Annotated in this window: 22 protein-coding genes and 1 riboswitch; of the genes, 7 read left to right on the top strand and 15 right to left on the bottom strand. The window is 64.8% G+C overall.

All coding sequences use genetic code 11. The features are described 5' to 3' along the window. Window positions 1–53: 53 nt before the first annotated feature. Window positions 54–1,379 (bottom strand): dicarboxylate/amino acid:cation symporter, encoded by a 1,326-nt coding sequence (locus ASD01_RS26260; protein WP_034805703.1) that lies wholly within the window; start codon window positions 1,377–1,379, stop codon window positions 54–56. Between the two features lie 228 nt (window positions 1,380–1,607). Here ASD01_RS26260 and ASD01_RS26255 point away from each other — a divergent pair, with 228 nt between their 5' ends. The 4 genes from ASD01_RS26255 (at window position 1,608) to ASD01_RS37315 (ending at window position 7,956) form a co-directional block, all read left to right on the top strand. After that, window positions 1,608–3,476: a sensor histidine kinase gene (locus tag ASD01_RS26255; RefSeq protein ID WP_034805700.1), complete on the top strand. Its 1,869-nt coding sequence runs from the start codon at window positions 1,608–1,610 to the stop codon at window positions 3,474–3,476. Window positions 3,477–3,479: 3 nt separating this feature from the next. Next, on the top strand, window positions 3,480–4,844 hold the full coding sequence (locus tag ASD01_RS26250; protein ID WP_060644659.1) for a sigma-54-dependent transcriptional regulator: 1,365 nt from the start codon (window positions 3,480–3,482) through the stop codon (window positions 4,842–4,844). 97 nt (window positions 4,845–4,941) lie between these two features. Then, a riboswitch (TPP riboswitch) is annotated at window positions 4,942–5,070 on the top strand. A gap of 90 nt (window positions 5,071–5,160) precedes the next feature. Beyond that, the gene (gene thiC / locus ASD01_RS26245; RefSeq protein WP_060644657.1) at window positions 5,161–6,984 is read left to right on the top strand and encodes a phosphomethylpyrimidine synthase ThiC; all 1,824 of its coding nucleotides are present in this window, start codon (window positions 5,161–5,163) and stop codon (window positions 6,982–6,984) included. A 438-nt stretch (window positions 6,985–7,422) separates the two neighbouring features. Beyond that, entirely contained in the window at window positions 7,423–7,956 is a 534-nt protein-coding gene (locus ASD01_RS37315; protein WP_156623704.1) for a hypothetical protein, read from the top strand. 172 nt (window positions 7,957–8,128) lie between these two features. Here the strand turns inward: ASD01_RS37315 and ASD01_RS26235 are convergent, their stop codons facing one another. Genes ASD01_RS26235 through ASD01_RS26225 form a run of 3 tightly spaced genes read right to left on the bottom strand, consistent with a single transcriptional unit; the run spans window position 8,129 to window position 11,780 of the window. Beyond that, entirely contained in the window at window positions 8,129–9,367 is a 1,239-nt protein-coding gene (locus ASD01_RS26235) for a Zn-dependent hydrolase (RefSeq protein WP_034805688.1), read from the bottom strand. Window positions 9,368–9,396: 29 nt separating this feature from the next. Continuing rightward, on the bottom strand, window positions 9,397–10,572 hold the full coding sequence (locus ASD01_RS26230) for a M20 aminoacylase family protein (protein WP_060644653.1): 1,176 nt from the start codon (window positions 10,570–10,572) through the stop codon (window positions 9,397–9,399). A gap of 2 nt (window positions 10,573–10,574) precedes the next feature. Beyond that, on the bottom strand, window positions 10,575–11,780 hold the full coding sequence (locus ASD01_RS26225) for a diaminopropionate ammonia-lyase (protein WP_060644651.1): 1,206 nt from the start codon (window positions 11,778–11,780) through the stop codon (window positions 10,575–10,577). A gap of 155 nt (window positions 11,781–11,935) precedes the next feature. Between ASD01_RS26225 and ASD01_RS26220 the strand changes: the two genes are divergently transcribed. Next, complete coding sequence (locus ASD01_RS26220) at window positions 11,936–12,418, top strand: Lrp/AsnC family transcriptional regulator (RefSeq protein WP_034805679.1); 483 nt, start codon at window positions 11,936–11,938, stop codon at window positions 12,416–12,418. Window positions 12,419–12,470: 52 nt separating this feature from the next. Here the strand turns inward: ASD01_RS26220 and ASD01_RS26215 are convergent, their stop codons facing one another. Beyond that, a complete protein-coding gene (locus ASD01_RS26215; RefSeq protein ID WP_060644650.1) occupies window positions 12,471–13,283 on the bottom strand; it encodes an anti-sigma factor family protein in 813 nt (270 codons plus the stop codon). Beyond that, a complete protein-coding gene (locus ASD01_RS26210; RefSeq protein ID WP_034805673.1) occupies window positions 13,280–13,822 on the bottom strand; it encodes an RNA polymerase sigma factor in 543 nt (180 codons plus the stop codon). Before ASD01_RS26210 ends, ASD01_RS26215 begins: the two co-directional genes overlap by 4 nt. A gap of 157 nt (window positions 13,823–13,979) precedes the next feature. Here ASD01_RS26210 and ASD01_RS26205 point away from each other — a divergent pair, with 157 nt between their 5' ends. Then, entirely contained in the window at window positions 13,980–15,362 is a 1,383-nt protein-coding gene (locus ASD01_RS26205) for a S8 family serine peptidase (protein ID WP_226020775.1), read from the top strand. A gap of 24 nt (window positions 15,363–15,386) precedes the next feature. On the opposite strand, the gene ASD01_RS26200 is transcribed toward ASD01_RS26205, so the two are convergent. The 3 genes from ASD01_RS26200 to ASD01_RS26190 form a co-directional block, all read right to left on the bottom strand. Continuing rightward, the gene (locus ASD01_RS26200; protein ID WP_034805671.1) at window positions 15,387–16,094 is read right to left on the bottom strand and encodes a class I SAM-dependent methyltransferase; all 708 of its coding nucleotides are present in this window, start codon (window positions 16,092–16,094) and stop codon (window positions 15,387–15,389) included. Window positions 16,095–16,234: 140 nt separating this feature from the next. Beyond that, a complete protein-coding gene (locus ASD01_RS26195; protein ID WP_034805670.1) occupies window positions 16,235–17,407 on the bottom strand; it encodes a glycerate kinase family protein in 1,173 nt (390 codons plus the stop codon). Window positions 17,408–17,579: 172 nt separating this feature from the next. Continuing rightward, window positions 17,580–19,058, bottom strand: coding sequence for an SLC13 family permease (locus tag ASD01_RS26190; RefSeq protein ID WP_234798788.1), 1,479 nt, complete (start codon window positions 19,056–19,058; stop codon window positions 17,580–17,582). Window positions 19,059–19,286: 228 nt separating this feature from the next. Here ASD01_RS26190 and ASD01_RS26185 point away from each other — a divergent pair, with 228 nt between their 5' ends. Continuing rightward, window positions 19,287–19,736: a pyridoxamine 5'-phosphate oxidase family protein gene (locus ASD01_RS26185; RefSeq protein WP_034805669.1), complete on the top strand. Its 450-nt coding sequence runs from the start codon at window positions 19,287–19,289 to the stop codon at window positions 19,734–19,736. Window positions 19,737–19,782: 46 nt separating this feature from the next. Here the strand turns inward: ASD01_RS26185 and ASD01_RS26180 are convergent, their stop codons facing one another. The 6 genes from ASD01_RS26180 to ASD01_RS26155 form a co-directional block, all read right to left on the bottom strand. Further along, window positions 19,783–20,619 carry a universal stress protein gene (locus ASD01_RS26180; RefSeq protein ID WP_034805667.1) on the bottom strand — a complete coding sequence of 279 codons (837 nt, stop codon included), beginning with the start codon at window positions 20,617–20,619 and terminating at the stop codon, window positions 19,783–19,785. 249 nt (window positions 20,620–20,868) lie between these two features. Further along, a complete protein-coding gene (locus tag ASD01_RS26175; protein WP_034805665.1) occupies window positions 20,869–22,113 on the bottom strand; it encodes a Gfo/Idh/MocA family protein in 1,245 nt (414 codons plus the stop codon). A gap of 81 nt (window positions 22,114–22,194) precedes the next feature. Next, window positions 22,195–23,214 carry a LacI family DNA-binding transcriptional regulator gene (locus tag ASD01_RS26170; RefSeq protein ID WP_060644648.1) on the bottom strand — a complete coding sequence of 340 codons (1,020 nt, stop codon included), beginning with the start codon at window positions 23,212–23,214 and terminating at the stop codon, window positions 22,195–22,197. Beyond that, the gene (locus tag ASD01_RS26165; protein WP_060644646.1) at window positions 23,211–24,167 is read right to left on the bottom strand and encodes an ABC transporter permease; all 957 of its coding nucleotides are present in this window, start codon (window positions 24,165–24,167) and stop codon (window positions 23,211–23,213) included. The genes ASD01_RS26170 and ASD01_RS26165 overlap by 4 nt, the downstream gene beginning before the upstream one ends. Next, window positions 24,164–25,156, bottom strand: a complete 993-nt coding sequence (locus ASD01_RS26160; RefSeq protein ID WP_034805955.1) for an ABC transporter permease — start codon at window positions 25,154–25,156, stop codon at window positions 24,164–24,166. Before ASD01_RS26160 ends, ASD01_RS26165 begins: the two co-directional genes overlap by 4 nt. After that, complete coding sequence (locus ASD01_RS26155) at window positions 25,156–26,661, bottom strand: sugar ABC transporter ATP-binding protein (protein ID WP_034805659.1); 1,506 nt, start codon at window positions 26,659–26,661, stop codon at window positions 25,156–25,158. The genes ASD01_RS26160 and ASD01_RS26155 overlap by 1 nt, the downstream gene beginning before the upstream one ends. Window positions 26,662–26,672: the final 11 nt, after the last annotated feature.

Here is a 26,672-nt window from a genome sequence, read left to right as displayed (position 1 = left end):
GCCACGGACCGCGTTCGGACTGCTTTTTTGCAGTCATGCCTTGGGAGGCAAACTCATTCCGCCGGCTGCAAGGCCGGCTGCGGCAGCGCCTCCGGCGCACGGCCGCCAAGGACCGCGGCCATCTGCGCTTCATCCAGTTCGCCTTCCCACTTCGCAACGACGATCGTGGCGACCGCATTGCCGACGAAGTTGGTGAGCGCGCGGCATTCCGACATGAAGCGGTCGATGCCGAGGATCAGCGCCATGCCGGCGACCGGCACCGCCGGGACGACCGAAAGCGTCGCAGCCAGCGTGATGAAACCGGCGCCGGTGATGCCGGCAGCACCCTTGGAGCTCAACATCGCGACGAGAAGCAGCAGCACCTGATCGCCGAGCGACAGCGGGATATCCATCGCCTGGGCGATGAAGAGCGCGGCCAGCGTCATGTAGATGTTGGTGCCGTCGAGGTTGAAGGAATAGCCGGTCGGGATGACCAGACCAACGACCGAGCGCTTGCAGCCGGCCTTTTCCATCTTGCTCATCAGACCCGGAAGAGCGGCTTCCGACGAGGACGTGCCGAGCACCAGGAGCAGTTCTTCCTTGATGTAACGGATCAGCGCAACGATCGAGAAGCCATTGTAGCGGGCGACCGCGCCAAGAACGACGAACACGAAGAGGAAGGACGTGATGTAGAAGGTGCCGATCAGCATCGCCAGGTTGGCGATCGAGCCGACGCCGTATTTGCCGATGGTAAACGCCATCGCGCCAAAGGCGCCGATCGGGGCGGCCTTCATCAGGATGCCGACGAGCTTGAAGACCGGCAGCGTCAGCGCGTGCAGGAAGTCGACGACGGGCTCTGCCTTCTTGCCGACCATGGCAAGCGACAGACCGAAGAGCACGGAGATGAACAACACCTGCAGGATGTCGCCATCGGCAAAGGCGCCGACGAGCGTCGTCGGGATGATGCCCATCAGGAAGCCGGTGATCGTCTGCTCATGCGCCTTTTCGGCATAGGTGGTCACCGCCTTGACGTCGAGCGAGGCCGGATCGATGTGCATGCCGGCGCCCGGCTGGACGACATTGGCGACGATCAGGCCGATGATCAGCGCGAGCGTCGAGAAGGTCAGGAAATAGATCATCGCCTTGCCGGCGACGCGGCCGACCTTGGCAAGATCGGTCATGCCGGCGATGCCGGTCGCGACTGTCAGGAAGATGACCGGCGCGATGATCATCTTGACGAGACGGATGAAGGCGTCGCCGAGCGGCTTCAGCTCGGTGCCGAGCGACGGATAGAAATGGCCGAGCAGGATGCCTGCGGCGATCGCCACCAGAACCTGGACATAGAGATGGCGATAGAAAGGTGTCTTGCCGCGCGGTTCCGCGGATTGTTCGATAATCATGAGATCCTCCACTGGACCCAGTCCGGCGTCATGCCGGGCCTCCCGGGTCAATTTCCGATGCGCGACAGCGCGGGCTGTCATGAGGATGTCATTTGCAACGGTCGTGCCAGTTGGCCGCGGCAGGAACCAAGCCTTTGAATTGATGAGGATGTTTTGTGCAGGCGGCTCGGTGCGCACAAAGAGTTGAGCGGATTTCCGCACAAGCCATCTGGAAGACTGAGCGAAAAAATGCACAATTGGGCCATGTTCAACGCCCTGTCCGCCCCCCTCAATCTGGCAGATCTCGACCAGTCGATGCGCCGCACCTGGCTGGTCTTTGCCGGCCTTGCCGTCGCGCTGCTTGTCGCCGCGCTCCTGCTTGCCGGCGAGTACGGCCGAAGCCAGGCGCTCGAAACTGTCGATGCCCAAAGCCGGATCGATGCCAATCTGAAGGCCTCGCTGCTGCGCGCCGTACTCGAACGCCAACGCTCGACGCCGCTGGTGCTGGCCGACGATGTCGAGGTGATGGCAGCCCTTTCGACCCGCGGCACAGAGGCGCTGCAACGGCTGAACGAGAAGCTGCAGGCGCTGGCGACCAACACGGACGCCGCTGTCATCTACGTGATCGGCCCCGATGGCGTCGCCGTCGCTGCCAGCAACTGGCGCGAGCCGACGAGTTTCGTTGGCAACGACTATGCCTTCCGCGAATATTTCCGCATGGCGATGCGCGACGGCAAGGCCGAGCATTTCGCCATGGGCAACGTCAGCAAGCGGCCGGGCCTCTACATTTCGCGTCGGGTCCAGGGTCCTGACGGCCCGATCGGCGTCGTCGTCGCCAAGCTCGAATTCGACGATGTGGAAGCCGAATGGCTCGCCTCCGGCAAGCCGGTCTACGTCACCGACCGGCGCGGCATCGTGCTGATCACCAGCTTCCCCTCCTGGCGCTTCATGACGACCAGAACAATTCCACGCGACCGCGTCGCCGCCATCCGCGACAGCCTGCAATTTGGCGATGCCTCGCTGCTGCCGCTGCCCTTCCGCGACATCGAGCCGACCAGCGATGGCTCCAGCGAGTTGCGCGCACTGTTGCCGGGCGAAAGCGAACGTCGGTTCCTCCGGGTCGAAACCATGGTTCCGACCACCAGCTGGCGGCTGGAGCAGCTAGCACCGCTCGATGGCGCGATCTCGGCGGCAACCCGCGAGGCCCGGCTGATTGCCCTGGCCCTCCTCGCACCGCTGCTCGCTTTTACCGCGGTCCTCCTGCGCCGCCGCCAGACGCTGGCACTGGTGTCTGCGCGCGATCGCGCCGCGCGCGACGAGCTGGAGACCCGCGTGGCGGAGCGCACACATGACCTCAGCCTTGCCCGCGATCATCTCGAAACGGAGATCGCCGACCACCGGCGTACTGGCGAGAAGCTGCAGGCGGTGCAGCAGGAACTGGTTCAGGCGAACCGGCTGGCGATCCTTGGCCAGGTGGCGGCCGGCGTCGCCCACGAGATCAACCAGCCGGTCGCGACCATCCGCGCCTATGCCGACAACGCCCGCACCTTCCTCGAACGCGGCCAGCAGCAGACCGCGGTCGAGAACCTTGTCAGCATCGCCGAACTGACCGATCGGGTCGGCACCATCACCGACGAACTCAGAAGCTTCGCTCGCAAGGGCCGCTTCGTCGCCGAGCCGACGCCCATGCGCGACGTGATCGAGGGGGCGATGATGTTGCTGCGCAGCCGCTTTGCCGGCCGCATGGATGCGATCGTCATCGACCTGCCGGAAAATGGCCTCAGCGTCCTCGGCAGCCGCATCCGGCTCGAGCAGGTGCTGATCAACCTTTTGCAAAATGCCCTGGAAGCGCTCGGCACGCGCAGCGGCGCCGAGATCCGCGTGCGCTGCGAGGACGGTCCCTCCGGGACGGTTTTGCTCGTCGTTGCCGATAACGGCCCAGGCATTCCCCTGCACATCCACGAGGATCTGTTCACGCCGTTCAACACCTCGAAGGATGAAGGGCTCGGCCTCGGCCTTGCCATCTCCAAGGAGATCGTCGCCGACTATGGCGGCGATATCACCGTCGAAACCAGCGACAGGGGCACCGTCTTCACGGTTCGCCTGAAGAGGGCCTGAGCGATGCAGCCGACCGTCTATCTCGTCGACGACGACAACCATCTGCGCAAGGCGATGACGCAGACGCTGGAACTCGCCGGCCTCGCCGTTACCCCTTTTGCCAGCGCTGCCGAAGCGTTGAAGACGCTGGATGCGAATTTCGACGGCGTCGTCGTCAGCGATATCCGCATGCCGGGCATCGACGGCCTCGCCTTCTTCCGCCGCATCGAAGCTTTCGACGCGGATCTGCCGGTGATCCTGGTGACCGGCCATGGCGATATCCCGATGGCAGTGCAGGCGCTGCAGGATGGCGTCTACGACTTCATCCCCAAACCCTTTGCCGCCGACCGGCTGGTGCAGAGCGTGCATCGCGCGCTGGAAAAACGCCGGCTCGTGATGGAAAACCGCGCGCTGAAACGGGCCGCCGAGACGGCCGGCGACAACCTGCCGCTGATCGGCCAGACGCCGGTCATGGAACGTTTGCGCCAGACGATCCGGCACATTGCCGATACCGATGTCGACGTGCTCGTCGCCGGCGAGACGGGCAGCGGCAAGGAGGTGGTGGCGACGCTGCTCCACAATTGGAGCCGACGCCGCAACGGCAACTTCGTGGCGCTGAATTGCGGGGCGCTGCCCGAAACGGTGATCGAAAGCGAACTCTTCGGCCACGAACAGGGCGCCTTCACCGGCGCCTTGAAGAAGCGCATCGGCCGGATCGAGCATGCGAGCGGCGGCACGCTGTTCCTCGACGAGATCGAGGCGATGCCACCGGCGACTCAGGTGAAGATGCTGCGCGTTCTGGAAGCGCGCGAAATCACGCCGCTTGGCACCAACCAGGTTCGTCCGGTCGATATCCGCGTCATCGCGGCTGCCAAAATCGATCTTGGCGACCCGGCGCAGCGCGGCGATTTCCGGGAAGACCTCTACTTTAGATTGAATGTCGTAACGCTGTCGATCCCACCGCTGCGCGAACGTCGAGACGATATCCCGCTGCTCTTCTCGCACTTCCTGACCCGGGCGGCCGAGCGCTTCAAGCGCGACGCGCCTGTGGTCACATCGGCCGTGCAGAGACATCTGATGACGCATGCCTGGCCGGGCAATGTGCGCGAGCTCTCGCACTTTGCAGAACGCGTGGCGCTTGGTGTCGAAGGTCCGCTGGGACAGCCGATTGCGCCCACCGAACAGCCTGGATTTGCACTCCCGGAACGGCTCGAACGCTACGAGGCGGAGATCCTGAAAGAGGTGTTGCGGGCTCAGCGCGGCGACGTCAAGGCGACGATCGAGGCGCTCGGCATTCCGCGCAAGACATTCTACGACAAGCTCCAGCGCCACGGCATCAACCGTGCCGATTACGCCGAGCGGGCCGCACCGGAAAAGGCCGGCCGCTAGCGTCAAACCCGAATCCGTCACCACACGCAATAGGTGCATCTTTGTCGGCAGGCGAATTCACGCTTGACGACCCGGGCCGATCGATGGCTATGATCTAGGCATTCACCAGGGGGGTCCCGCAAGGGGCTGAGATTCTGCTGGATGGCCGGCTTGCCGGCTGTGGCGCAGTGACCCGTTGAACCTGATCCAGTTCATACTGGCGTAGGGACGGTGCAGATATCGAAGCCAGGATTCCGTGCGTCCAGCATCTGGCGGAGCGTCTTTCATCTTTCCGGCATCAGAACTGGGTCTCCAATTGCAAACTTGGAGCCTCGTCATGAATATTGCCACCAAACCCGCAGCCCTCACCGTCACGCAAGGACCGCTTCCCGCCTCCCGCAAGATCCACAAGCCGGGCGTGCTTCATCCGGATATCCGCGTGCCGATGCGCGAGATTGCGCTCCACCCGACGTCGGGCGAGCAACCGGTTACGGTCTATGATTCCTCCGGCGCCTACACCGCCGACGACGCCGAGATCCGCATCGAGGACGGCCTGCCGCGGCTGCGCCGCAACTGGATCGTCGACCGCGGCGATGTGGAAACCTATGAGGGACGCGTGGTCCGCCCCGAGGACAACGGCTTTGTGAGCGGCGACAGGCTGACACCGACCTTCCCGTTCCAGCATGCGCCGCTGAAGGCCACGGGCGGCCGCCCAGTGACCCAGCTTGCCTATGCCCGCGCCGGCATCATCACGCCGGAAATGGAGTTCGTGGCGATCCGCGAAAATCTCGGCCGCGACGCGGCGCGTGCGAAAGTCCGCGACGGCGAGAGCTTCGGCGCCCACATCCCCGATCACGTGACACCCGAATTCGTGCGCCAGGAAATTGCCAGCGGCCGCGCGATCCTGCCTGCCAACATCAACCATCCGGAATCCGAGCCGATGATCATCGGCCGTAATTTTCTGGTGAAGATCAATGCCAATATCGGCAACTCCGCCGTCACCTCGTCGATGGCGGAAGAGGTCGAAAAGATGGTCTGGGCGACGCGCTGGGGCGCCGACACCGTCATGGACCTTTCGACCGGCCGCAACATCCACAACATCCGCGAATGGATCATCCGCAACTCACCGGTTCCGATCGGCACCGTGCCGCTTTACCAGGCGCTGGAAAAGGTCAACGGCATTGCCGAGGACCTCACCTGGGAAGTCTATCGCGACACGCTGATCGAGCAGGCTGAACAGGGCGTCGACTATTTCACCATCCATGCCGGCGTCCGGCTGCACTACATCCCGCTCACCGTCGATCGCGTCACCGGCATCGTTTCGCGCGGCGGCTCGATCATGGCCAAGTGGTGTCTGCATCACCATCGCGAGAGCTTCCTTTACGAGCATTTCGAGGAAATCTGCGACATCTGCCGCGCCTATGACGTCTCCTTCTCGCTCGGCGACGGCCTGCGCCCCGGCTCGATCGCCGATGCCAACGACGCGGCACAATTCGCCGAACTCGAAACGCTCGGCGAGCTCACCAAGATCGCCTGGGCCAAGGATTGTCAGGTGATGATCGAAGGCCCCGGCCACGTGCCGATGCACAAGATCAAGGAGAACATGGACAAGCAACTCGCCGTCTGCGGCGAGGCGCCGTTCTACACACTCGGACCGCTGACGACGGACATTGCGCCCGGCTACGACCACATCACGTCGGGCATCGGCGCGGCGATGATCGGCTGGTTCGGCACCGCCATGCTCTGCTACGTCACGCCGAAGGAGCATCTCGGTCTTCCCGATCGCAACGACGTCAAGGTCGGCGTCATCACCTACAAGATCGCCGCCCATGCCGCCGATCTCGCCAAGGGCCATCCGGCCGCCCAGGTGCGCGACGACGCGCTATCGCGCGCGCGCTTCGAATTCCGCTGGGAGGACCAGTTCAACCTCTCGCTCGACCCGGAGACGGCCCGTAACTTCCACGACGAGACACTGCCGAAGGAAGCGCACAAGGTCGCGCATTTCTGCTCCATGTGCGGCCCGAAATTCTGCTCGATGCGGATCTCGCACGACATCCGCGCAGAAGCGCAGAAGGAAGGCCTGGAGGCAATGGCCGCGAAATACCGCGAGGGCGGCGACCTCTATATGCCGGTGGAAGGGGCGGCTGGCGCGGCCGAGTAGACGACAGAGACTCGTTGAAGGGGCCAGTCACGGCCCCTTCAGTTCACTCAGGGCTGCGCCTCCCGCCTCGGAAGCGGAAGCGGCGATCGCCAAGGCTCTCCTCCTCCGTCATGCTTGGGCTTGAGCCGAGCATGACGGAGGGTGGGAGGCGCGCCAACGACCCCGTTCAATCAACAAACATGCAACGTCCTCTGTCCCTCTCGCGACGCCTCAGCGATGAGGGCGATCATCTGTATGTCGTGGCCGCCGCCAGAGGCCCGCACCTTGCGCTCCGTGTCGCCCGTCCCCCCAATAGCTTGTCCCCACATCGATTGAACGATATGCAAGGCGCACGCAAAAGTCGCTGTCGGCGAAATTCATTCGCGGCGGGCAGCCGAACTGTACCCGCGCACGCAAGAACGCCGTTTGCACAAGGAGAATGACTTGAGGACATGCCTGTTGAGACTGACGGCCTTGTCCATAGGAGCCCTTGCAGCATTCGGCGGAGATCTGCCGCGCCTCAACGGTGACCGGGGCTTTGCCGGGGGCCTTTCCTGGATTTCCGCTGCCCATGCGGACGACGCCGATGCCGGCGGCACGAATGGTGAAGGTGCCGCGGGCGGCAGCGACCAAGGTAGCGAAAACGTCGGGAGCGGCGGAAGCAACGGCACAGAGGGTGGCGGCGATTGGGGCTCCGGCGATGGTAGCGGCGTGGGCGGCGAGCCCGGCGGGACCGGGGCTGGCGGTGGAGGCGGCGTCATCGACGGAAGCGGCCTGAGCGGCGGAGACAGCGAGCGCCACTCATCCTCTTCGCGCGACGGGCGGGATTACGGACCAACCGGCAGCGTATGGCACGGCGGCAGCAGTTTCCTCAATCTTTTTCGCCGGACACCGGAAGAGCCTCCCGAGGGGAGCGGGCCAGAGTCTTCCACCCGGCAGAAGAGCGATGCGGGATCCCGCAAAAGCGCGGGTCACACCAGAACAGAGCCCTGAAGAGATGTCTGCTTCGTCGCGCGGAAGGATGCCGTGTGCTGTTTATCGCAGACATAGAAGCGTCTGCGCCTGGATGCTTGGGCCAAGCCCTGGCATGACGGAGCAGCGGGAGGCGCGCTATCGATCCCGTTCGATCAACGAACGCGCAACGTCCCTATAGCCCTATAGCCCTCTAGCGACCACTCACCATCCGCTCGACCACATCGAGCAGCACGTTGGCGCCGGCGACCAGATCATCCGGCTCCGTGTGTTCGCGCGGATTATGGCTGATGCCGTCGCGGCTCGGAACGAAGATCATCGCCGTCGGCGCGATGCGGGCGATCATCTGGGCATCATGACCGGCGCCCGAGGTCATGCGCCGGCTCTTGAGGCCTCGCGCCTTCGCCGAAGCCTCGACCGCTGCGACGATGCCCTGATCGAAGGCGACCGGCTGGAAGCGTGCCAGCCGCTCGACCGAGATCGTTACCCCCTCTTCCGCGCCGATGCGCACCAGAAAGTCCGCAAGCGCCGCTTCGAGCGCCTGCAGCCGATCCTCGTCCGGATCGCGCAGATCGACGGTGAAGGCGGCACGCGATGGGATGACGTTGATCGCGTCGGGCTCGAAACGCATGGTGCCAATGGTCGCGACACTCGGCGCGTTCGACCGGGCAATATGCTCGCGCAGGAAGAGGCCGACACGCGCGGCCGCGAGACCGGCGTCGGAACGCATTGCCATCGGCGTGGTGCCGGCATGGTTGGCGACGCCATCGATCGTCACGCGCTGCCAGGAAATGCCCTGCAGGTTCTCGACGGCACCGATCGAAAAGCCCTCGCGCTGCAGCACCGGCCCCTGCTCGATATGGAGCTCGACATAGGCGTGGGGCTTGAGGAACCCCGGCTCGATGTTGCCGGCATAGCCAATCCGCTCGAGTTCCTCGCCCAGCGACGAGCCATCCGTGCCGATGGTCGCGAGCGCTGCGTCCAGCGGCAGGCCGCCGGCATAGACGAGCGAGCCGAGCATGTCGGGCGCAAAACGCACGCCCTCCTCATTGGTAAAGGCGGCAACGACGATCGGTCGGGCCGGCGTCACGCCACGGTCCTTCAGCGTCTCGATTACTTCGAGCGCGGCGAGTACGCCGTAACATCCGTCATAGATGCCGGCATTGATGACCGTATCGATGTGCGAGCCGAGCATGATCGGCGCTTCGCCGCTGTTCTCCTCGCTGCGCCAGATGCCGAAGATGTTACCAATCTGGTCCACGGCCACATCGAGGCCCGCCGCCTCGATCCAGGCGACGAGGCGGTTGCGGCCGGCCTTGTCGTTGTCGGAGCCGGCCAGCCGGGTCAGTCGCCCTTCTGCATCGCGACCGATTTCGCCAAGCTCGCGGATGCGCCCGATGAGGCGCGCGGCGTCGATGGAAGGAAATGACATGTTAGTCCTGCTTTCATGCGGATTTTGGTTCATGGCCGGCTATCAGCCAACGCCAGTCTCTGCCGGATAATCTCGGCGTGATAACGCGCGCCGAAGATCAGGGCGTCGTCGTTGAAGTCGTAACGCGGATTGTGCAGCGGCGCCGATGTCTCGCCATTGCCGATAAAGACGAAGCAGCCCGGAACGTGCTCAAGGAAGCGTGCGAAATCCTCCGAGCCGGTCATCGGCTCGGCGGCCGTTGCGACATTCCCGGTCCCGAACACCGTTTCTGCTGCGGCAAAGGCGTGGCCGGTCAGGGCCGGGTCATTGATCAGTGGCACGAACTCGCGCGTGTAGTTGACCTCGACCTCGCAGCCATAGGCATCCGCCGTACCCTTGGCGATCACCCGCATCTCCGCTTCGATCTTGGCGCTGACCTCCGGGCGGAAGCTGCGGGCATCGCCGAGGATGCGGGCGAGACCGGGCAGCGCGTTGCGCGTGCCGTCGGTCAAAAGCTCGGTGACCGAAACGACACCGATATCCGTCGGCGAGAGGCGGCGCGACACGATCGTCTGCAGATTGACGACGGTGGCGCAGGCGGCGACCAGCGTCTCGTTACCCCAGTGCGGCCGCGCCGCGTGCCCGCCGACGCCTTTGAGCACGATCTCGAAATTGTCCTCCGCCGACATGATGGCGCCGACGCGGGTTTCGAAACGGCCGACCGGCAGCCCCGGCATGTTGTGCAGGCCGTAGATTTCGTCGAAGGGAAAACGTTCCATCAGTCCGTCGTCGAGCATCGCCAGCGCGCCCTTGCCCCACTCCTCGGCCGGCTGGAAGATAAAGCATGCGGTACCATCGAAGCCGCCGTCTTCGGCGAGCATCTTGGCGGCGCCAAGCAGCATGGCCGTGTGACCGTCATGGCCGCAGGCATGCATGGTGCCGGGCTTCGTCGAGCGATAGGGAAGCTCTCCCTGTTCCGGTATCCGCAGCGCATCCATGTCGGCCCGAAGCGCTATGGCGCGGTTGCCGCTGCCGCGTTTCAGCCGACCGACGACGCCGGTACCACCGACACCTTCCACCACCTCGTCGAGCCCGAATCCCCTGAGCTTTGCCGCAACGAAGGATGAGGTGCGTTGTTCCTCGAAACCGAATTCCGGGTGCGCGTGCAGGTCGCGGCGCCAGGCGGTCATGTCCTTCACAAGCCGGTCAAAATCCATTCCCGCCATGGTCATCCTCTTTCGTTCGATGTGTTGGCGACGGTCTCGGGCGACAGGCCGACCAAGGCAGCATAACGCTCTGGGTCCGTCGCACCCTCGGTATTGATGACGAAGACGCGCGACTGCGCGGTCAGTCCGAGCGTTTCCCGCAGCGCTGGATCGCGGGCAACCGAAAGCAGCCCGGCCAGGCCGACGCCGCCGCTTTCGCCGGACACGATCGCCGGGTCAGAGCCTGTCGGCCGCGCAAGCCGGTTCATCACCGAAACGGCATCCTCCTCGTCGACGGTCATGAAGGCATCGGCGACGCGCGACAGGATACGCCAGGCGACAAGCGACGGCTCGTAGCATTCGAGCATCGCCATGATCGTCGGCTCGCCATGCGCCACCTTGACCGGATGTCCGGCTCTGGCGCTTTCGTAGAGGCAGGCGGCGCGCGCCGGATCGACGACGACGAAACGTGGACGCTCTGCGCCATAACGTAGCGCCAGATGCCCCGCGGTCGCCGCCGCAATGCCGCCAACGCCCGCCTGCACGAACACATGCGTCGGAGGCTCTTCCATCTGCCGCAGCGCCTCGCTCAGCAGCGCCGTGTAGCCCTGCATCACCAGGCCGGGAATGTATTCGTAGCCCGGCCAGGTGGTGTCCGAGACGACGGTCCAGCCATTTTCGTCACAGACCCGCGCGGCCTCCCGGACGGAATCGTCGTAGGTCCCGGCAACGCGGACGATCTCCGCGCCATAGGCCGCGATCGCCTCGATGCGCGTTTCGCTGACGCCTCCGTGCACGAAGATCACCGCTTTCGCGCCGACAAGCCGGGCGCCCATGGCAACCGAGCGGCCGTGATTGCCATCGGTGGCGCAGCCGAAGGTCTGGGCGGCGGCAATTGCCCGAACCTCTGGCCGGTCGAGATCGTCGAGATCGATGCTGCGACCGAGGCGCCGTTCCGCCTCCTCGACCACCAGCCGGATCACCGCATAGGAACCGCCAAGCGCCTTGAAACTGCCGAGACCCAGGCGATGGCCTTCGTCCTTGACGAAGACGCCCGCAATACCGAGTTCGTCCGCCAATGCGGGCAAGGCATGAAGCGGCGTCGGCCGATGGTCGGGGCGGCGCGCAAGCTGCTGCTCGACACGGGCGGCGGCGGCAAGCGACAGCATGTCGGCATCCGCGGGCAGTAGCGAGTGGCCGAAATCGGCATGGGAATTGGCGAGAAACATGGTGCAATCTCCGTAGACCACGAAAATCTATTTCATCGTTGCCGAGAAATGCGCTCTAAATGGCCGTCGAGAATGCAAGTTTGTAAAGTTAATGGGGTGCCGTGGCGTGGGGTTCCACCTTCAGGGCCCGGAGAGCAGGAACCGAAAGGCACTGGATGGCACCGTCGAAAAAGCCACAGGTCGAACTGGATCGCTTCGATCTTGCGATTCTCGCCATCCTGCAGAAGGACAATACGACGCCGCAGCGCCAGATCGGCGAGGCGGTCAATCTGTCGGCGCCCGCCGTCCAGCGGCGGATCAAGCGCATGGAAGAAACCGGCGTCATCCGCGCCAATGTCGCGCTGATCGATCCGGTCAGCGTCAATCAGGCGCTGACGATCCTGGTGGAGGTGGAGGTCGAAAGCGAGCAGATCGCCCTGCTCGATGCGGCCAAGGCGGCATTCACGGCGGCACCCGAGGTGCAGCAATGCTACTATGTCACCGGTGACGTCGACTTCATGCTCGTCGTCATCGTGCCGACCATGGCCGACTACGAGGCCTTCACCCGGCGCATGTTCTTCGGCAATGCGAACATCAAGCGCTTCCGCACCTTCGTGACGATGGACCCGGTGAAGGTCGGGCTTTCGGTTCCGCTCTAGGATAAAGCCGGAAGCGCGCAGCGATTGCCTGACGGACGTTGGAATTCACGGTCTATTTCCTGCCGGAGAGCGCCTTCTTCTCGGCGTCCGCATCGAGCGGCTGCCCGGCGCCGATCGACGTCAGGAAGGCATCGACGGTCTCAAGTGACGAGGCCGGCGCGTAGCCGTCTCCGCCTTCCGGCTTGGCGACGGCGAGCCGCGTCTGCCAGGTCGACGCCTTGCGGCAGGCGACCGACACCAGACCGGGCTCACCGGGCTGGGCGAGTTCGTATTCGCGGCAGAGCTGCCCCGAACCGAGCTCGAATGCCGATACCAGCCGGACCGTCCCCTGCCCTTCACCAACGGCGACTTCGTCTCCCGAAGCCGCCTTGTCGAGGATGGCGGAGAGCGCCGGGCCGACAGTGCCGGCCACCTGCATCGCGCCCGGCACCCCGCCTGGATCCGCCAGCCCACCGCCGCGAAGCAGGTAGCCGCCAGCGCCGCCGACGACCACCAGCAGCGACGCTGCCATCGCCATCAGAAACCGCGAGGGGCTACCATTCGGCGACGCCGGCTGATCCGCAGGGCGCCGGAAGGCCACGACATTATCGCCGGCTGCAGCCGGTGCGTCCGCCGCGCGCGCTGCGTCGCCTGCGGCCGCCGCCATGGCCCGCACCTTAGCGACCAGTTCGTCCGGCACCGGCTCGTCGAGCACCGGCTTCAGCGCCTCGCTTGCGGCGGCGCGCGTTTCCATGAACATCGCCACGCGCGCCATCAAATCGTCGTCCGTTTCCAGCGCCGCCTCGACACGGCGCATTGTCGCCTCGTCGAGTTCGCCGTCGGCGAACGCCATCAAGATCTCATCGCTGAATTCCGTGTCGCTCATCTTGTCCCGCCTCTCATGTCCTGTGAACGCGCGACCGGCGGTTCTATTCCCGTTGCCTCCGCAAGATTTTTACGCGCCCGGGCGAGCCTGCTCATGACGGTTCCGATCGGAATGCCGAGAACCTCGGCTGCCTCCTTGTAGGAAAGCTCCTCGACGCAGGTGAGGATCAGTACCTCGCGCTGTTCGAGCACCAGGCCGTCGATCGCAGCCGCCACGCTCTTCAGCGCCATGCGCGCCTCGCTCCCGGCCTCGCCCGAAGGAACGGCGAGTTCGGCCTGCGCCTCGATCTCCTCCGTCGGGCCGGCGGTCTTCTGCCGGCGCAGCTGGTCGATCCAGAGGTTGCGCAGGATGCGGAACATCCAGGCGTCAAAGCGCGTGCCTTCCTCGAAGCGGTCCGAACCGGCTAGCGCCTTTTCGCAGGCCGCCTGCACCAGATCGTCGGCCACGTCGCGCGACCGGCAAAGCGAAATGGCAAAGCGGCGCAGGTTCGGCAGAAACGCGACCAGGCGCTCGCCGAAGACGATGGTCGGATCCGTCATCGGGCGTTCCTTTTGGCGCTACCCTTCGTCACCGGTGGAATAATTTGTCCATTCATCCGTTGAGCGTTATGGGAACTACACCCGAAAGTCACCACTTATGGTCCGTCCGTTCACGGTAAGCTTTCGTTTTCGGATGGCGCTACACAAGGAGAAAACCTTGAAAAAACGCCTGTTTCGACTGACCGTCCTGTCGTTGTGCGGCCTGGCAACCGGTGCTGGGGATCTCTCCTTTGGCGGTAGTAACGATGGCAATTCAACCGTTCGCTTTGCCTCAATCAGTCAGGCCCAGGCGGACGACGACGATGACGATGGTGGCGGTGGCGGTTCGTCCCGCGGCTCAGGCGATCGCGACTCAAGCAACACCTGGCGGGGAGGCGGCAATCTGCTCGATCTCTTCCGCGGGACGTCGGAGCGCCGCGTCGTGCGCCAGCGTCCGGCAGCGCGCCGGGCAACCCATGTTCCCGGTGAAATCATCGCGCTCGGTCTCAACGATGCCGCTATCCAGCGCCTTGCGGAAAGCGGCTTCACAGTGCGTGCACGAGAGCCGCTCGGGCTTTCGACGACAGAGATCGTCAAGCTCGGCGCCCCCCGCGGCATGACGCTCGAGGATGCCCGCCGGCAGGTCGCGGATGCGACGCCCGGAGCAATCGCCGATCTCAACCACTATTTCGAGCCGAACGAAGGCACCGCCTCACCGGCTCCCTGTGCCGACGGCGGTTGCGCGCTCGTTCGCACCGCCATCGGCTGGCCCGACGCCGGCGCCGCGTGCCCGGCTGCCGGTCCGATCGGGCTGATCGACACGGCGATCAACCCCGCCCATCCCTCACTGAAAGACGTCAGGCTCGACATCGTCAGGCTGGCGGAGGAAGAGGCACCGGAATCCGGCCGCCAGCACGGAACCGCGGTCGCAGCTCTCATTGCCGGGCGGAAGGACAGTCGCGCGCCGGGCCTGCTCGGCAATGCCCACCTGATCGCCGTCGACGCCTTCCAGCGTAAGGGCGGCGAGAGCGATATCGCCGAGACCTACGATCTGGTACGCGCCATCGATCTCCTGGCTTCGCGCAAGGTCGCGGTCATCAACATGAGCCTCTCCGGGCCACACAATCTGCTGCTCGAAAAGACCGTCGCGCTTGTCGCCGAGCGAAACATCATCCAGGTGGCGGCGGCAGGTAATGACGGCCCGCGGGCTAAACCCGTCTATCCCGCCGCCTATCCGGCGATGATCGCGGTCACCGCGGTCGACCGCAACTTCAAGCCCTATCGCCGCGCCGGGCGCGGCGACCATATCGATGTCGCAGCACTCGGCACGAGTGTCTGGACGGCAGCCTCGATCGAGGGGGCAGCGCCCAAGACCGGCACATCCTTTGCCGCCCCCTTCGTCACGGCTGCCTCCGCCATTCTCAGGGCCTCGCATCCGTCGCTGTCGGCCCAGGAAGTTGCAAAACTCGTCACCGAGACGGCGCAGGACCTCGGCGCGCCGGGCAAGGATCCCGTGTTCGGCTGGGGCGTTCTCAATGCCCGCGAGCTCTGCCGCTCGTAGCAGCGTCGAGCGGGCAGCACTGAACTACGGCTTTTGCCAATCCATGACCAGGAACGAGGGGACCCTTCTAAAGAGGTCCCTTTGTTCCGGTTCGCCGCCACGCGGCAATGGTTCGTCGAAATAGCGCAACTGCAGGCCCGCTCCCAGCAACAGCGACATGTAGGTGCTGAGCGGCCGGTGCCAGTTCATGACCCGAAGATCGCCCCAGCCGATCCAATCGGACCGTTCATCCATGTAGTGGTCGATCATGAAACTGCGCTTGCCATCGCCGCCATCGCGCCAGCCGGTCGGGTTGCTGGCGCTGTAAAAGCTGGTCAGGTTCGCGATCAGCAGATGACCGCCCGGGCGCAGAACCCGGTTCATCTCGCCAACCGCCGCATCCAGATCGGCGATGTCGATGAGGCTGAGATAGGCAACGACCAGATCGAAAGTCTTCTCCGCGAAAGGCAGTCCTTCGGCCTGTGCGATGCGATAGTCACCATCCGGATGCAGACGCCTCGCCTGACTAACGAGCGACCCGGCGGGATCGATGCCGACGGTGCTCAGCCCCTCCGCCGTAAGCAGCCGGCAGAACCGCCCCTCGCCGCACCCGACATCGAGGACAGCCCTTGCCCCGCTTTGCCGCGCCCTTTCCAGCATGGGCGCATCGAGGACGAAGCGCCGCGCAAAATCCCCCTCGGCGCCCAGCCCGGAAATCCAGGCAGCCGCCGACTCCTCCCATCCATTTGACATTTTACGTTTGGCCCTCGTGATCCGTCCTGCGTTTACGAAGACTGAGAGGACAACCTTGGCGATTACATGACGGTAGCCGCCGCGCGGCTCCGGCGGGAGGCGGTAACGCCACCATCCCGCCAGACCGGTAGATGCGTCAATCAGGCAGCCAGTCCGCGTTCGTTGAGCAGCATGCCGACGCGCACCATGCGCACGGCGTCTTCCGCGGCGCGCACGAGCAGTTTCGGTGCTGCGTTGATGGCATCGTCGAGGGTGCAGGGCGCCTTCAGGATCGAGGCGAAGGCGTCGATGCCGTGCTCAAAATTGAGGGTCACGCCCTTGCCGATCGTACCGGCGAGAGCGATCACGGGGCGGCCCGCCTCCTTGGCCCTGTGCCCGACCTCGGCCGGCACCTTGCCGAACGGCGTCTGCCCGTCGAGGCTGCCTTCGGCGGTGATCACCAGATCGGCCCTGGCGATCATGCTGTCGAGATCGAGATAGCGCATCACGATGTCGTAGCGCGGATGCAGCGCGCCGCCGAGCAGCCCCATGACCGCCGCCCCGAGACCACCGGACGCGCCCGCTCCCGCTACGTCGCCGACCGCGATACCGGTTGCCGTCTCGATGGCTGCGGCATAGGTCTCCATCGCAGCCGCGAGCAGTTCCACCTGCTCCGGCGTTGCGCCCTTCTGCGGCCCGAAGACACGGGCAACGCCGCGTGCGCCGAGCAGCACATTGTGCCAGTTGACGGCCGCGTCGATGCGAACCTCGGCGAGGCGCGGATCGCGGCCCGAAATGTCGATGCGCGCCAGCGACGCCAGTGCCGCACCGCCGGGCGCAAGCGGTTTGCCCTTCCGGTCGAGCAGCTTCACGCCCAAGGCTGCGGCCATGCCGGCGCCGCCATCGTTGATGCCGCTGTCGCCGCAGCCAAGCAGGATACGGCGGGCGCCGGCGTCGAGGGCCGCCCGGATCAGCTCACCGACGCCGTAGCTGGTGGTGAGGCAGGGGTTGCGCCGATCGCGCGGGACCAGTCGCAAACCGGCGGCCGCGGCCATTTCGATGACGGCCGTGCGTTCGGACTGCCCGCCGAGGAAACCGAAATGCGAGGCGACGGGTTCGCCGAGCGGGCCGGTCACGGTCAGTTCGTGCAGGCTGCCGCCGGTGATAGCGACGAGCGCCTTGGTGAAGCCTTCACCGCCGTCGACCATGGGCACCTTGAGGACCTCGGCGCTCGGGCAGGCGCGCAGCACGCCCTTCTCGATGCAGTTGGCAGCTTCTTCCGCCGACAGGCTTTCCTTGAAACCGGACGGTGCAACCAGAATGGTAAGTGACATGTGACAATCTCCTTGCACTTTTGTGACAATGCGGATGCAAGGGAGAAACGGCAGCTCGCCACGTTTATTCCGGCCGAAATGCAGAATTCTTTCTTTTACGAAAAGAAAAAGAAAAGAGCCGAAGCGACAGACGCTTCGGCTCTTAAAATGACATTATATCAGATGCTTATCGTCATGTTTCCAACCCGACTGCAGGCCAGATCACAAGCGCGAACAGGGCAAGCAACGCGATGAACGGGAGCGCCAGCATCAAGGCCAAGCGCAGGAGATCGGAAGGGCTGAAAGCGGGTGGTTCCATACCTCCGAACAGCGCTACGGGCTTCGCCGAAACCATCAGCGTCTGGCAAAAGCCACTACCTATGGCTGTGACCATGATGAGGCTGGCGGGGCTGACCCCGAAGCCCGCCAGTGGCAGCGCAACGGCCGGAATGAGCACTGTCGCGCGAGCCGTTCGCGAGGCAAGGACGATATGGGCAAAGGTCGCGACCGCAATGGCGAGAAGCACGACCAGCCACGCCGGCGGCTTGCCGATCTGGCCGAAGGCACCGATCAGGCGATCGGCAAGTTCCGTCGCCGTGCCGGTCGACAGCAGCGCTTCGCCGATGACGAGCGTGCCGGCAAGAAACAGAAGCAGGTTCCACTCGACACCCTTCAGCGCCTTGCGAAACGGCATGCCGGAGATCTTTTCCGACGCAAGGACAAGAGCGCCGACGAGTGCCACCACCGGCAGCGCGATGCCGTGCAGGTCCGAGGTCGCGAGTGCTGCGACGATCGCAGCGGTCACGGCAAGGATTGCCTTGTCGCGCGCCGAAAACGGAGGTTTCTCCGTAGGCGCGGCCGGCAGGTCGAAGCGCGAGTTCCGGTCGGCATCGTCGAGGAAGAAGCGCAGGATCAGGCCGCAGGCAAGGAGGCTCGTCAGCAGCGCGAAGGGCGCGGCAAGCAAGGCCCAGCCGAGAAAACCCGGCGCCTCACCGCCGCTGCGGCGAATGAAATCGACGGCAACGAGATGGGCGCCAGCGCCGGTCAGCGAGGCGGCCGCCGAAAGCAGGATCACCGACGGGAACAGGAGGGCCAGCGCGCGGGTGACGCCAGGGCGGCCGATGGTCGAGGCAAGCCCCAGGAAGACCGGCATGAAGATCGCCGCCCGCGCCGAGGTCGAGGGGATGACGAAGGCAGTCACGAAGATCGTCAGCGTCACCACCCAGAACAGCCGGCTGACATCGCGGAAACGGGCAAGCAGCCGGAAGGCGAGCCGCTCAACGAGACCAGATGCCTGCAGCACCGCCGCGATCACCGATGCCGCCATCATCAGCCAGACGATGTCGTTGCCAAGCGCGGCATAAACCGCCTCTTCGCCGACGGCGCCGGTCACGGCCAAAGCCGCCGCCCCGGCAAGCGCCACCGGCGTTTCCGGCAGGTCGAAGATCGTCCAGCAGATCAGCGTCGTCGCAAACACCATCAGCGAAAGGCGCATCGGCAGCACCAGGCCGTCGGCCGCGAGAAAGATCAGGACGGCGGCAAAGGCGACGAGCATTGCGCCGACGAGCAGGCGCACCTGACTCACCGGCATATGGCCGTCAATGCGTTCGGCTACCGCCGCGTTCAGGGTGACGAGGTCTTTTTCCGAAGCGATCACCGGGCTGATGGTCATAGCTACGCTCCCTTTTTGCTGGCCCAGGCTCGCGCGGCAACCGCGCCGCACGAAAGCCACCGGGCTGATTTCGTGGGAGGGCAAACGGGGTGTCGGGCGGTTTATTCCGCTCGTGCCCGACAATTTTCGGCGCTGGAGGCCCGAAAGCCCGAATTGAGCGAGATCAATGCCTGTTCTCCTGACAGGCAGAGACTGGTGCCAGATGACCTCTTTCAAAAGGAGAGTTTCATGTTGATCAGGGAAATGTCGCGGCAGGAATGCATCGACCTCGTCGCCGAGAACCACATCGCCCGCCTCGGGTGCGTCCGGGATGGCCAGCCCTATGTCGTGCCCATCCAATATGCTTTTGCCGCCAACAGGCTCTACGGCTTTTCGATGCCCGGGCAGAAGATCGACTGGATGCGGGCCACTCCCCGCGTCTGCATTCAAATGGACACGGCAACGGACCGGAAGGACTGGCGAAGCGTCGTCATCTACGGCCGCTATCAGGAACTGCCGGATACGAAACAATGGCATCGCGAGCGCATGAACGCCTGGTCGCTTCTCGAACAGCGCGTGAACTGGTGGGAACCGGGCGGTCTGAAGCCCGGCGATCAGGCAATTACCGGCGCCTCGCCGCATCTCTTCTTCGAAATCGAGATCGATGAGGTGACCGGGCGGGCAGCCACTGTGGGTTGATGACCGTCGGCGCGCAGTCAGATGGCTGCGCGCTCGGCCGTGCCTGTCAATGGGCCATCAGCACGGGTACCACTGCGTTTTCGAGCATCGAGCGGGTGACGCCGCCGAAGACGCGTTCACGCATTCTGGAGTGGCCATAGGCGCCCATGACGATCAGATCGGCGGCCACGTCGGAAGCGAAGCGATTGATCACGTCATCGACCCGATGCCCGCCGCTCGGCAGCCGCTCGACGGAAACCGAAACGCCATGCCGGGCAAGGTAGCCGGCGATATCGGCACCGGGTTCCTCGCCGTTCTTGCCGTAGGCGGAACGCGGGTCGACCATCGTCACGTGGACGATCTTGGCGCCCTTCAGCAGGTCGAGCGCTTCGCGTACCGCACGGGCCGCTTCCAGCCGGGAGTTCCAGGCAAGCACCACCGTCCTCGGATCAAGCCGCGCGGGCTTGCCCTTGGGCAGGACGAGGACCGGTCGCGCGGAGTTGAACAGCGTCCCGTCGATGGTGCGCGACCGTAGCTCCGGGTCCAGCATCAGGCCGTCGCCCACGAGCGTCAGGTCGGCATAGCGTGCGCGCTCGCCGATCTCGTCATCGGCCCAGGCAGCCTCGGTGTATTTCGTTTCGACGCTGAACGAGATGCCTTCCCGGGTGAGAACGTCGGTTGCGCTTGCCACGCAGGATTCGAGCTTGTCGACCTCGCGCTGACGTTCGTTCAGCCAGTCAATCGAGATGGCGGCGGCAAAATCGCCGATCGGCGGAGAAGCGGCGAGCTTGACGATCAACAGGGAGAGGTGAGCGTTTGCCGAAGCGCAGACCTGTGCCGCGGCACGCAGATCGTCTGCGGAATGATCGACGCCGACCACGGCGAGAATTGTCTTGTATGTCATCGCGTTTCCTCCTCGCGACCGGACTTAAGAACTGAGTCAGCCTAGGCAAATGCGCACCCGGCGACATTGATCCCCGTCAACCGGGATCATGGAGGAAAGCGTATAATTATGGGGGGCTCTACGCGCAGGCGTCTACGCCGACCGCCCTCGTTGCGGGCGGGCCGGCGAAGACGGTCATTGCCTCCGCCGCCCAATTGCTCCGCAAACTCGGCCTCACGGCCTCGACCGCGCGGGCCTGAACTTCAGTCGTCAGGCACCCCGGCGCGCGACGACCGGCACGTAATGTTCGAGCTCCGGCGCCGGGAAGTTGAGCGTCGCGTTGATTTCTGCCGACCGGTAAAGCCCCATCAGCATCTCGACGACAGCAAGGCCGTCCTCGAAGGTTTCGAGCGGCTTTTCGCCCTTGCGGAAGCACTCGACCATGTGGCGGTTTTCGTCGGTATAGCCGTAGACGCCGGCCTCGTCCTCGAGCACCGGCATCAGGCCCTGCTCGGCATTCTGCTTTTCGACGAGATCCTCGCCCTCCGAGCCCTTGACCTCGCGCGACATGAAGATCTTCAGGCCGGTAGAGAGCGAATTGTATTCGAGCGCATATTCCGGTCCGAGCAATTCGAGCTGGATGCGCAAGCCGGCGCCGACATAGGCCCAGGAGGTGGTCGCCTCGATCATCAGCTCGTTGCCGTCCTGGTCTTCGAGCGTCACCGTGGCGCGGGCAAAATCCTCGGACGGCCGGTTGCGATAATCGACCTCGTTGCCGAAGCGATTGCGCAGTTGTTCGGCATAGTGGGGACGCGTCCATTTGAGGTTGGCGACGGTGCCGTTTACCGCCTTGATCTTCAGCGAATTGCGCGGCGCACCGGGCGCCGTCAGCAGGTAGCGCGCGACCTCGACGCTGTGGCACATCATGTCCGAAAGCACGCCGCCGCCCTGCTTGTCGCCCTGCCAGAACCAGGGTTCGTGCGGGCCGGAATGTTCCTCGGCCGCGCGCGCCAGATAGGGGCGCCCGGTGGTCGTCGCCGCGCGCCGCCAGATGATTTCCTTGCCACGCAGCACCGGCGTGCAGAAAACCTGGTTTTCCAGATAACCGTGGTTGAGGCCGGCATCCTCGGCCAGCGACAGCATCTCGCGGGCTTCGGCAACCGTGCGGGCAAGCGGCTTTTCGCAGGCAACGGCGAAGACCTTGCTGCGGCCGTCTTTGACGGCCTTGTGCAGCGAACGCATGACGTCGATGCGGGTGTAGTTGGGCGAAAGGATCCAGACCGCGTCGACGTCATCGGCGGTCAGCAGCGCTTCCAGGCTTTCATGCGTGCGGCAGCTGCCGAGACCAAGCGCCTCGACCTCATTTGCAAATTTCTCGCGGTTCTCGGCCTTGCGGCTGAAGACGCCGGTGACCTCGACATTACGCACGCCGATCATCGATTTCAGATGGAAATGGGCGATGAAGCCCGATCCGACGAAACCCACGCGCAGCGTCTGCTTCGGTAGCTGTGTCATTCTCTTCTCCCATTGATCGATTTTGGTAACGGCGGGGTGCGGGCGGAAAACCGCACGCGGCTTTCCTCGTCCCACCTCCGGCTATTTACGTGGCGGCGCGGTGCTGCCACGGATGTTGAGCGTGGTCGGCAGGACGATGGCCGGCTCTGCGGCGACGTCACCATCCGAGAGGACGTTGAGAAGCTGCGACATCGCCGTGCGACCGATGTCGGCGCGCGGCTGGCTGACGGTCGTCAGCGGCGGATAGAAGGCCTTGCTGAGATAGAGATCGTCGAAGCCGACGACCGAGACGTCGCCGGGCACCTCGCGGCCAAGCCGCCGTAGCGCATGGATTGCGCCGTAGGCCATCTCGTCGTTGGCGGCGAAAATCGCGGTCGGCGGCTCCGGCAGGGCGAAAAGGTCCGAGGCGCAGGCCTCGCCGCTTTCGAGCAGGTAGTCGCCGCGCACCTCGTACCCCTCGGGGACCGCAAGGCCGGCCGCTTTCATGGCGGCCCGGTAGCCGTCGCGGCGGTGGAGCGCCATGACCTCCGGCAGGGGACCAGCGATATGGGCGATGCGGCGATGGCCGAGCGCGATCAGATGGTCGACCGCAGCCTCAGCGGCGGCGACGTTGTCGATTTGCACATGCGGGAAGCCGGACCCCTCGATCATTTCGAGCGCGATAACGACAGGCAGATGCGAGAGATCGGCGCTTTCGCCCGGCTCAGGCGGCGGCAGCTTGCCGGTCATCAGGATCATGCCGTCGGCATGGCCGTCGCGCAGCATGTTGAAATACTCGACCTCGCGGTCCGGGTCGTTCTCGGTGTTGCCCATGAGGACGGCGTAACCGGCCTCGCGCGCCGTCGCCTCCACGCCCTTCAGGATCTCGAGGTAGAAGGGGTTGCCGACGTCGCGCACGACAAGCAGTACCGACATCGACCGGCGCGTTCGCAAGTTGCGGGCGCTGACATTCGGGCGGTAGTTGAGCTCGCGCGCCAGCGCGTTGATGCGCTGGCGTGTCTCGTCCGTCACCAGCGACGAGCCGCTCAGTGCCCGCGAAACGGTCGCAACCGAGACACCGGCGCGTTCTGCGATATCTTTGATCTTCGGCCGGTCGCTCATGCGCGCATCGCCCTCCCGCGGCCGTAGAACAGCATGAGCAGCAGCAGCGTCGCGCCGAACACCATCTGACGGCCAGACTCGTCGATGTTCACCGTCGTCAGGATGCCCTGGAGGATGACAAGCAGCAGCGCGCCGGCCATGGTCCCGGTGTAACCGCCCTTGCCGCCGGCAAGCGACGTGCCGCCAAAGACGACCGCGATGATCGACGACAGCATGTATTGCTCGCCGACATTGGCGAAGGACGATCCGGAATAACCGAGCAGGCAGAGCCCGGCGATCGCGGCGAACATGCCCGAGATCATGAAGAGACCGATGCGCATGAGCCGAACCGGCACGCCGGCCATATAGGCCGCGTGCTCGTTGGAGCCGATCGCGTAGATCCGATGACCGAAGACGGTGCGGTTCAGCATGAAGGCCATGAACAGGCCGATCACGATCCAGAGCCAGATGATGCCAGGAATGCCGAGCGCCAGCGGCTGGGTCACGAAGGCGGAGAGGCCGGGCGCGGCGCGACCCGAGGGAATGCCCTGGCGGATGACCACCAGCAGGCCCTGCAGCACGCCCAGCATGCCGAGTGTCATCACCAGCGGCGGGATGCGCAGAAGCGTGACGCCGAGGCCGTTCAAAAGGCCGAAGAAGGCGCCGGCCGCCAGGCAGGCGAGCACCGCCGGCAGGATGCCGCCATCGGCACCGTCCATGACATTGCCGGCGATGATCGCCGAGAGCGACACGACGCCACCCACGGAGAGGTCGATGCCCTCGCGGCCGCCGAGAATGACGACGTTCTGGCCGGCGGCGACGATGCCGAGCAGCGAGGCGACGATCAAGAGCCGCAGGATCTGATCGGCCGAGGCAAACCCCGGCGACAGGCTTTGGCCAAGATAGAGCAGCGCGACGATGAGGATGAGCGCCACGACCAGCGGCTGTTTGAAGAACGACGTAATCCAGCTCATGCGCGTGCCCTCCGACCGGCGAGCACGCCGGCCATCAAGACGATCAGAATGGCGAGGCCCTGGACGAAGTTCTGCCATTCCGACGGCGTGCCCATGAAGAAGACCAGCGAATTGACGAGGCCGATCGTCAGGGCGCCGAGCAGAGAGCCGACCACCGTCGTCCAGCCGCCGGCAAGCGCACTGCCGCCAAGCACGACGGCGGCGACGCTGTAGAGCGTCATCTTGCCGCCGACCAGCGGATCGCCGCTCGCTGTATCACCCGTGAGGCAGAAAGCGGCAAGCGCCGAGAACAGTCCGCACAGAAGGTAGCCCTTGATGCGGACGGCGACGACCGGAAGCCCGGTCTGATAGGCGGCCTGCTGGTCGTCACCGACGGCCAGCAGTTCGGTGACGATGCGCGTGCGCGACAGGAAGTAAAGCAGGACAGCCAGCGCCGCGAGCACGTAGAAGACGAAGGGCAGGCCCAAGAGGCGGCCGCCATAGGTGCGCCAGAACAGTGCCGGCGCCGGCGTACCGGCAACGGGCATGACATAGAGCGCCAGCCCGGTGAAGAAGATGCTGGTCGCAAAGGTGGCGACGATCGCCTGCAGCCGAAGTGCTGCGACGACCAGTCCGTTGACCAGCCCGCAGGCAAGTCCGATGAGGACGCCGAGCGCAAGTGCGAGCAGCACGGCACCGGCGCCGCCGCCCCAGCGCTCCATCAGGACGACGATCGCGACATTGACCAGCGACAGCGTCGCGCCGGCGGAAAGATCGATATCGCCGGCGGAGACGACATAGGTCTGCGCGATCGCCAGCATGATCAGCGCCATATAGGTGCTGAGCAGACCCGTCAGCGAGCGGTAGCTCAGGCTGTTGGGCGAAAAGAGGCCGTTCAGCGCCAGCAGCACGATGAGGATGACCAGTGCCGGCAGGAAGGGGTAGCGCTCGAGCCAGGAGCGCAGCCCACCGCTCCTTGGAGAGGAAATGTCTGTCGCGGTCGATGTCATCATGCGGCCTCGTATGCAGCCTGGTAGAGATTGTAGCGGGTGCGATCGTCACCGATCAGCTCGCGTGTCACCGAGCCGCCGTTGAAGACGAGGATACGGTTGGCGTTGCCGAGCAGCTCGGCGTCCTCGGACGAATAGAGCAGGATGCCGAGGCCTTCGGCCGCAAGCTGGCGAATGAGCGCAAAGAGATCGGCCTTGGCCTGGAGGTCGATGCCCTTGGTTGGGTCGTCGAGCAGCAGCACGTCGGGCCGATCGATCAGCCATCGGGCGATGATCACTTTCTGCTGGTTGCCGCCGGAAAGCGAATTGATCGGATGGAAGAGGCTCGCAAACTTGGTGTGCATCGCTTCGAGCGCCGGCATCGCCTTGTTTTTGAGGCTCGAGGGCCGCGCGAGCATCAGCCGGTCGCGAAGATAATGGATCGGCGTGACGTTCTCTATGATCGGACGGCCGCTGATGACGCCGTCGCGACCGCGGTCGCCGGAGACATAGGCGCAGCCACGGCGAATGGCGTCGCGCGGGCTTTTGGCATCATAGCGTTCGCCGCCGATCGTCACCTCGCCGGATGAAACGGTGCTTGCGCCGAAGATGGCCCGCAGCAGCGCCGATTGCCCCTGCCCGTGCAGCCCGCCGAGCCCGAGGATCTCGCCCTTTGCCACCTCGAAGCTGACATCGCGAAAGCCCTTGCCCGAGAGGCTACGTACGGAGATCGCCGTCTGCGCGCCAGTTTCCACCACCGCTGGTGCCGATGACCTTGCAGCCGGCATGTCGCTGGCGCCGCCGACCATCAGCCGGATGACCGTTGCCGGGTCGGTCTCGGAGAGTTTCAACGTCTCGATGGTCTCGCCGTCGCGGATGATCGTCACGCGATCGCCGATCGCGGTGATTTCGTCCATGCGGTGCGAGATGAAGATGATGCCGCGACCCTGGCCTTTGAGATCGCGCAGGATCTCGAAGAAGCGATCGACCTGGGCGCGGTCAAGTGCGGAGGTCGGCTCGTCGAAGATCAGGATCGGCGCTTCGCTGGCGAGCGCCTTCATGATCTCCACCAGTTGCCGCTGGTCCGCCCGGAGATTGCCGACCAGGGCCTCCGCGTGGAAACCTTCGCCGGAGACCTCCGAGAACAAGGCGATGTAGCGCGCCGCGCGCGCCTTCATTGCCGCCCGGTCGATGAAGAGGCCGGCCTTCACCGGCAGGGCGGAAAGGCAGATGTTTTCCTCGACCGACCGGTGGCTGGCGAGGCTGAGTTCCTGGTAGAAAATGCCGATGCCGGCGGCGCGTGCGGCTTGCGGCCCGGAGATCGTCACGCGCTTGTCGTTGATCAGGATCTGGCCGCCATCCGGCCGCACGCTGCCGGCGATGATCTTGCACAGCGTGCTCTTGCCGGAGCCGTTGGAGCCCATCAGCACATGCACTTCGCCGGCAGCGATCTCAAGGTCGCCGCGGCGTAGCGCCAGCGTTGCGCCGTAAGCCTTGCTCACGCCGTTCAGTCTCAGTTTCGACATCGGCTGTCGTC

This window comes from Ensifer sp. Root423 (assembly GCF_001426275.1).
In the GTDB taxonomy this organism is placed as follows: Bacteria; Pseudomonadota; Alphaproteobacteria; order Rhizobiales; family Rhizobiaceae; genus Ensifer; species Ensifer adhaerens.
Note: the sequence above shows the minus strand (reverse complement) of the source record. Positions and strands in the feature narration are given on the sequence as shown.